The sequence below is a fragment of the Oscillibacter acetigenes genome (assembly GCF_025567605.1).
Classification (GTDB): domain Bacteria; phylum Bacillota; class Clostridia; order Oscillospirales; family Oscillospiraceae; genus Oscillibacter; species Oscillibacter welbionis.
The window spans coordinates 191412-198551 of record NZ_JAOQKG010000002.1 but is presented as its reverse complement, the minus strand read 5'-3'; the positions used below and the strand labels follow the sequence as shown (position 1 = coordinate 198551).

The 7140-nt window shown below is 64.0% G+C and carries 7 protein-coding genes; 4 read left to right on the top strand and 3 right to left on the bottom strand.

Going from position 1 to position 7140, the window contains the following annotated elements:
- From OCV80_RS04850 to OCV80_RS04840, 3 genes are all read right to left on the bottom strand, one after another.
- A partial coding sequence (locus OCV80_RS04850; RefSeq protein WP_267288249.1) for a hypothetical protein occupies positions 1-510 on the bottom strand: 510 nt, incomplete at its 3' end.
- Positions 507-1214, bottom strand: a complete 708-nt coding sequence (locus tag OCV80_RS04845) for a zf-HC2 domain-containing protein (protein WP_136891476.1) — start codon at positions 1212-1214, stop codon at positions 507-509. The genes OCV80_RS04850 and OCV80_RS04845, both read right to left, overlap by 4 nt.
- A complete protein-coding gene (locus tag OCV80_RS04840) occupies positions 1195-1677 on the bottom strand; it encodes an RNA polymerase sigma factor (RefSeq protein ID WP_136891475.1) in 483 nt (160 codons plus the stop codon). Before OCV80_RS04840 ends, OCV80_RS04845 begins: the two co-directional genes overlap by 20 nt.
- Before the next feature lie 459 nt (positions 1678-2136).
- Here OCV80_RS04840 and recG point away from each other — a divergent pair, with 459 nt between their 5' ends.
- The 4 genes from recG to OCV80_RS04820 form a co-directional block, all read left to right on the top strand.
- A complete protein-coding gene (gene recG, locus OCV80_RS04835) occupies positions 2137-4185 on the top strand; it encodes an ATP-dependent DNA helicase RecG (RefSeq protein WP_267288248.1) in 2049 nt (682 codons plus the stop codon).
- Positions 4186-4275: 90 nt separating this feature from the next.
- Positions 4276-4743 carry an RNA polymerase sigma factor gene (locus tag OCV80_RS04830; protein ID WP_158629792.1) on the top strand — a complete coding sequence of 156 codons (468 nt, stop codon included), beginning with the start codon at positions 4276-4278 and terminating at the stop codon, positions 4741-4743.
- Positions 4740-5897 carry a hypothetical protein gene (locus OCV80_RS04825; RefSeq protein WP_136891474.1) on the top strand — a complete coding sequence of 386 codons (1158 nt, stop codon included), beginning with the start codon at positions 4740-4742 and terminating at the stop codon, positions 5895-5897. The genes OCV80_RS04830 and OCV80_RS04825 overlap by 4 nt, the downstream gene beginning before the upstream one ends.
- A 144-nt stretch (positions 5898-6041) precedes the next feature.
- On the top strand, positions 6042-7140 hold a 1099-nt coding region (locus tag OCV80_RS04820; protein WP_267288247.1), incomplete at its 3' end, for an aminotransferase-like domain-containing protein.

Here is a 7140-nt window from a genome sequence, read left to right as displayed (position 1 = left end):
CAGCAGCTGCGCATTGGCCGCGTCCTCCGCCGCATCTCCATAGGGGCGGTACTCTCCCGCCGCCGTAATGTAGAGCTGGTGGCCGGCACAGGTGACGCCGTCCTCCTGAAAGTCATACTCAAAGAGAAGGACGCCCAGTTCCGGCTCGCCGGTCATCCGGGGCCAGATCAGGAGGGAATCTGTGAAGCCCACCTCCTCCCCGTTTTCCAGCGTCAGGTTCGGCATGCCAATCCCCAGATTCCCCGTCCAATGGAGAAATCCAGGCCGGGCCACATTACAGTTGTAACCCTCCCCATCCGTGCCGCACCCCGGGAGGGCCGGAGCCTCCCGCCACCCGGGCTGGGCCCGCAGGGCCTCCATGTAAACATCATAGGGCCGGTAGGCTGTGAAATACCACACAGCGGAGAGCAGGGCGAAGGCGGCGAGGAGCAGGGCCAGAAGACGGAGGAAACGCCGCGGGCTGCGCGGCCCGCCCTGTGCATCTTCCACTGGAATGACATCTTTTCTCATTCCTGCGGCACCTCCTGCGGTGGCAGTTCCGCAATCGCCCACATCTCCTCCTGGGCGGCGGTGGCGGCGGGCAAGTCCACTTCCTCGCCCTCTTTCCACAGCAAGACGGCATCCTCACCCAAGCCGAAGTAGATCGCTTCGGTCTCCATGGCATCATCCGACCAGCTTTCAAACATGGCGTCCCCGCCCCGGTTATAGTTGCTGTCAAAGTCAAACAACTCCACCCGGAGAATGGGCCGCTCCAGATAGTAGTGAAGTCCGTCCGCCTCCTCCCGGAATGTCAGGGCATACCAGGTCTCCCGGCCCTCCCGAAAATCCCAGTGGACCCCCACGCCTCCGCTCCTCAGCCGGTAAACATCCAGCGTATAGTCCCCGCCATCCATGGGGATGCACGTCCATGTAGTGAGGGTCCAAATCCCCACTGCGGCGGCCGCGCATACCACCACGGCAACAATCACGCCAATGATATGGGCCCGGCGCTTGCCCCTCTTCCACTCACCGGATATTTTTTTCACTGCTACCGCCGCGTCATCGGCGGCCTTTTCCACCTCCGGCAGGGGCGCGTCCATAGCCGTTAGGGCGGCCCGGCAGTCCTCACAGGTCTTCAGATGTTCTTCCACCGCCGCCCGGCTCTTGTCCGAGCAGACGCCGTCGTGGTACAGGGGCAGCAGGTCCTGTACGATATCATGGTCCAGCTGGTCCATCAAATCCCTCCTTCAATTTCTGGCGGGCCCGGAAGTAGGTGACCCGGACCCAGGACTCCGTCTTGCCGAAGAGCTCCCCGATCTGGGCAAAGGGCAGCTCCCCGAAGGTCCGCAGGGAGAACACCTCCTTGTAGGGTTCCGGCAGGTCATGGAGCAGCCGGTGGAGCCGCTTGGCGGCGTCCCGGTCCGCAAAGTCGCACTCCAGCCCGTCGTCCCCCGGCTCCTGCTCCAGCTCTCCCCGGTGCTTTCGCTCCCGGCACAGCGAGAGGTACTGGTTCCGGGCGATCTGGCACAGCCACACCCGCAGCTGGCAGTCCCCCCGGAACTGGTCGATGGAGGCCAATGCCCGGAAGAAGGTCTCCTGGGTCACCTCCTCCGCCGTGTGGGCGTCCCGGCTGAGGGCCAGGATGTAGCGGTACACGTCGGCGAAATACGTCTGATAGATCTCCTCAAAATCCGGCACGGCCTCCCCTCCTCTCTGCCATAGGACGCATGGGCAGTAGTTTTGTTACAAAAAAGTGCCCGGGATTCCGGGCTCTTTTTTATAGCTCTTTTCTGCGGCATTCCTCTACGGGAAGCATCGCTCCACAACTGCGGCAATGCATCAGTCCCATCCGGACTCCACCTGGATGATCGGAAGTCCTGTCCCGATAACTCTGCGCCGCAGGAGGGGCACACAAACACCGCTGATATCGCCTGCTCCACAGGACCAGCCCCCAACACCATCATCACTGCTGCTGATCCAATGGGTCCCAGGGGCCACAGGCCGGTTCCAGCCGCGATCATCCCGCCGAACAAACCCACACATCAGACTCCGCGGGCCGCCCACTTCTTCCAGGTGACCATGCGCCCATCTCCTTGTTTTTTCTCCGGCGCCATTATATAATGGAGACCAATAATTTGCAAGGCGGGAGGTGATTCCATGGCGGACCTGAACACAGATGTGCGGTACATCAAGGGCATCGGGGAGCAGCGGGCCAAGGCCCTGGGCAAGCTGGGCATCGCCACCCTGCGGGACCTGATCTCTTACTTCCCCCGGGCCTACGACGACCGCTCTGCCCTGCGGCGCATTGCGGACCTGGTGCCCGGCGAGACCGCCGGCGTGGCCGCCATGGTGGCGTCCCCGCCCACCATCTCCCACATCCGCAAGGGGCTGGATCTGGTGAAGCTCCGGGCGGTGGACGACACCGGCACCCTGGATGTGACCTTTTTCAACCAGGCGTGGCTGAAAAACAGCCTGCACCAGGGAGAGACCTATATCTTCTATGGCCGGGCGGAGGGCTCCCTCCTCCGGCATCAGATGGCCAATCCTGTGGTGGAGCCGGAGGGGCGGCGGGAGGTCACCGGCCGCATCGTGCCCATCTATCCCCTTACCGCCGGAGTCAGCCAGCTGATTTTGTCCCGGTCCATCCGCCAGGGGCTGGACGCCTGCGCGGACATCCTGCCGGACGTGCTGCCGGACCGTGTGCGGCGGGACCATCAGCTCTGCCGCATCGAGTACGCCTATGAGAACATCCACTTCCCGGAGAGCGCGGAGGCCCTGGACCTGGCCCGGCGGCGGCTGGCCTTTGAGGAGCTGTTCCTCTTCACCATCGGGCTGGAGCGGCTCCGCTCCCGCCGGGAGGTGGTCCACGTGCCCCCTTGCGGCGGCGTGGACATGGAGCTTTTCTACCGTGCCCTGCCCTTCACCCTGACGGACGCTCAGCGCCGCTGTGTGGAGGAAGCACTGGCGGACATGCGCTCCGGCACGCCCATGAACCGGCTCTGTCAGGGAGACGTGGGTTCCGGAAAGACCATGGTGGCCGCCGCCTGCGTGTACTTCATGGTGAGGAATGGCCGCCAGGCGGCCCTGATGGCCCCTACGGAGATCCTGGCCCAGCAGCACTACCAGGGCCTGGCCCCTCTGCTGGAAAATTTGGGTATCCGGTGCGCCCTGCTGACCGGCTCCACCACCGCCAAGACGAAACGGTCCATCACTCAGCAACTGGAGAGCGGGGAGATCGACTTTGCCATCGGCACCCACGCCCTCATCACCGGCAGCGTGGCCTACCGCGACCTGGGCCTGGTGGTGACGGATGAGCAGCACCGCTTCGGTGTGGCCCAGCGGGCGGAACTGGCCGCCAAGGGGGACCACCCCCACATTCTGGTCATGTCCGCTACCCCCATCCCCCGGACCCTGGCCCTGATCCTCTACGGAGACCTGGACGTGTCCATCATCGACCAGCTGCCCCCCGGCCGCCAGCCGGTGCAGACCTTCGCCGTCACCGGGGGCTATCACCAGCGGGTGTACCGTTTCATCCGCAAGCTGGTGGGCGAGGGCCGCCAGGCCTATATCGTCTGTCCCATGGTAGAGGAGAATGACCAGCTCCCCGACGAGCGCAAGGCGGTGACGGAATACGCCAAAAAGCTCCAGTCCGAGGTGTTTCCGGATCTCAAGGTGGCCTTCGTCCACGGCAAGATGAAGCCCAAGGAGAAGGACGCCGTCATGGCCGCCTTCGCTGCCCATGAGACGGACATCCTGGTGTCCACCACCGTCATCGAGGTGGGGGTGGATGTGCCCAACGCCGCGGTGATGGTGATCGAGAACGCGGAGCGGTTCGGCCTCTCCCAGCTCCACCAGCTGCGGGGCCGGGTGGGCCGGGGGAAGCATCAGTCCTACTGCATCCTGATCTCCGACAACCGAAACGAGGAGACGAGGCAGAGGCTGAAGGTCATGACCAAGACCACTGACGGTTTCCAGATCGCGGAGGAGGACCTGCGGCTCCGGGGCCCCGGTGACTTCTTCGGAGCGCGCCAGCACGGCCTGCCGGGGCTGAAGGTGGCGGATCTGGGCTGCGACACCCAGCTGCTGCAGGAGGCCCGTCAGGCGGCGGAGCAGCTGCTGGCACAGGACCCGGCGCTCACCTCCTGCCCCGCCACGGCAGAGCGGGTGACGGAGCTCTTCACACAGCAGGCGGATGCCCTGAACTGAAACTCCCCGGCAGAAGCCGGGGAGTTTTTGCAGTTCTTTGTGACCTTTTGCCCCGCTCACTCGTAATCACAGCAGAAGGAGGTGAGGCCAGTGACCGAAGCGGAGCAGCTCTTTGAGCAGGTATACCGGACCTATGGGCCGTCCCTGTACCGATTCTGCCTGATCCAGATGAAGAACCCGGCGGATGCGGAGGATATCTTGCAGGAGGTGTTCTGCAAGCGGCTGTACCGGGCGCCGGTCTTTGCCTCGCCGGACCACGAGCGGCGATGGCTGTTCCGGGTGGCCCTGAACCAGTGTCGGGACGCCTGGAAGCGATCCAGCCGGTCCGAGCTGCCGCTGGAGGCCGCCTCCGCCGCCGTCACGCCGGAGGAGCTGGGCCTGTTGGACCACGTGGCCGCCCTGCCGGAGTCCCAGCGGACAGTCCTTCACCTCCACTACTACGAGGGCTACACCCTCCGGGAGATCGCGCGGCTCCTGGGGGTGACGGTGCCCACGGTGAAAATGCGGCTGAAGCGGGGCCGGGACGCCCTGCGGAACACATGGGAGGAGAGCTTATGAATCGCTATCACGAGTCAATGGAACACTGCGCGCCCCCGCCGGAGCTGGAGGAACAGCTGCGGGAGGCTGTTTTGTCCGCGGAGCCGGAACCTCAGGCCCGGACCGCCGTCTACCGCCCCCGGGGATTTTTCCGAAAGGCGCTGCTGGCTGCGGTGCTGGCTGTTGTACTGACGCTGTCCGTGGGGGCAGCGGTGCTGGTGGACTGGGATGATATTTTCACCGGCTACTTTGGCCCCGACGCGGCGGAAACCCCCATGGCGGAGAAGGCCTTCCAGAAGGTGAATGTCATCTCCGTCTGCGACGATGTGGCCGTGACCATCCGGGAGGCCCTGGTCTCCGAGAAGAACCTTTATCTGATTCTGGACTACCGGCTGCCGGACACAGTGGACCGGGAGCTCGTGGAGATGGCCTATGAAAGCGAGGACTGGCAGGCAAATTGTATCGACCTGCCAGATATCTCCTACTATCTCACCGGCGACATTTCCTGGGAGGAGCTGAAGGCCGCCGACCAGGACAGGTGGGCGGACATCGACTGGACAGACTACACCTCATATTGCGGCTACGTGGAAAGAGCTGGGAGCAGTTTGGCGGATTTCCGCCTGATCAACTACACCAGCGGCAGCTCCGGCGGCTCGGAGAGCCAGGGCTATGACATGGAGACCAATACCCTCACCTATCTCTTTCATATCGCCGTGAAATCCGGCAGCGCCGACTTCACCGCCCAGCCGGTGACGGTGCTGCTGACGCCCCCTGTCCTACGGGTGGACGGCGTGGACACCGCTGTGACAGACCATCCGGCCCTGGTGACTTTCCAGCCGACGGGATCCTCCCAGACGCTGACGGCCTCCTACCAGCAGGACGGTGTCTTTGTCCAGACGGTCCTGTCCCCCTTCTCCATCCATGTGCAGCTCACCGGTAACACCGTTTATGAGGGTCTCGAAGATCTGCGGGCGGCCACCTCCCTGGTCCTGACGGACGGCAATGCCCTGCCGGTACAGGAGCTGACCCGGAGCGGACTCAGCGGCAGCACCGGCAGCCGTCCCGACGAGGCGCTTCCCTTCTCTCTGTCCTTCAGTTGCTCCTTCCAGCATCTGCTGGACGTGAGCCAGGTCGCCGCCGTGCAGGTGGGAGACATCCAAATTCCCCTGGAATGACCATCCTCCCGTCCCGGGGCATTGCCCCGGGACGGCTTGTTTTTGGGGAATTGAGTTTTCCCGCCTGGTGTGGTATACTGAAACGATCAAATCACACAGCGGCGCGCCGGAAGGGCGCGCCCTTGAAATGGAGGACAGCGCAGAATGGTGCCTTATGCCAAGCGTATGGAAAAAATGGCCTTCACGGCCAATGTGGTCAAAGGACTGTTCGGGTCCATGACCAACCCGGACATCATCTCCTTCAGCGGCGGTTCCCCCGCCAGAGAGGCCCTGCCGGTGGACACCATCCGCCAGCTGGCCGACGAGGTGCTGCGGACGGACACCCGGGGCGTGGAGGCCCTGCAGTACGGCCCCATTGAGGGGATCCGGGACCTGCGGGAGGTGGTGGTCCGGGAACTGCTGGCTCCCAAGGGCATCGACTGCGGCGTGGACAACGTCATAATCATCACCGGCGGCCTGGAGGGCATCAACCTGGCCTGCCAGGCGTACATCGACCCCGGCGACGTGATCCTGGTGGAGGCCCCCACCTTCGTCCAGTCCGTGGAGATCTTCGATATGTTCGAGGCCAGGTGCGTGGGTGTGGCCATGGATGACAACGGCCTGATCCCGGAGGATCTGGAGCGGAAGATCCGGCAGTGCCATCCCAAGATGATCTATGTCATTCCCACCTTCCAGAACCCCAGCGGCCGCACCCTCAGCCTGGAGCGGCGGAAGGCCGTGGCGGAGCTGGCCGCCAAATACGACGTGCTGGTGCTGGAGGACGACCCCTATCGGGATATCCGGTACAGCGGAGAGGACCTGCCTCCCATCAAGCACTTCGACACCACAGGCCATGTGGTGATGGCGGGCAGCTTCTCCAAGATTTTCTCCCCCGGCTCCCGCCTGGGCTATGTGGTGGCGGATACGGAGACCATCCAGCATCTGGTGGACGTGAAGTCCGCCACCAACTCCCACACCTCCATGCTGCCCCAGATCCTCTGCGCGGAGTTCTTCAAGCGGGGCTGTTACCCGGCCCACCACCAGATGATCTGCGACCTGTACCGCAGGCGCCGGGACGTGATGCTCCAGAGCATCGACCGGTATTTCCCCGCCGGTACCAAGCACAGCAATCCGGACGGCGGCCTCTTCACCTGGGTGGAGCTGCCCGGCGGCATCGACACCTCCGCCCTGCTGCAGGAGTCTTCCACAGACCCGGCTGTGAACGTGGCTTTTGTGGCGGGAGAGGGCTTCTTCTCCGACCGGG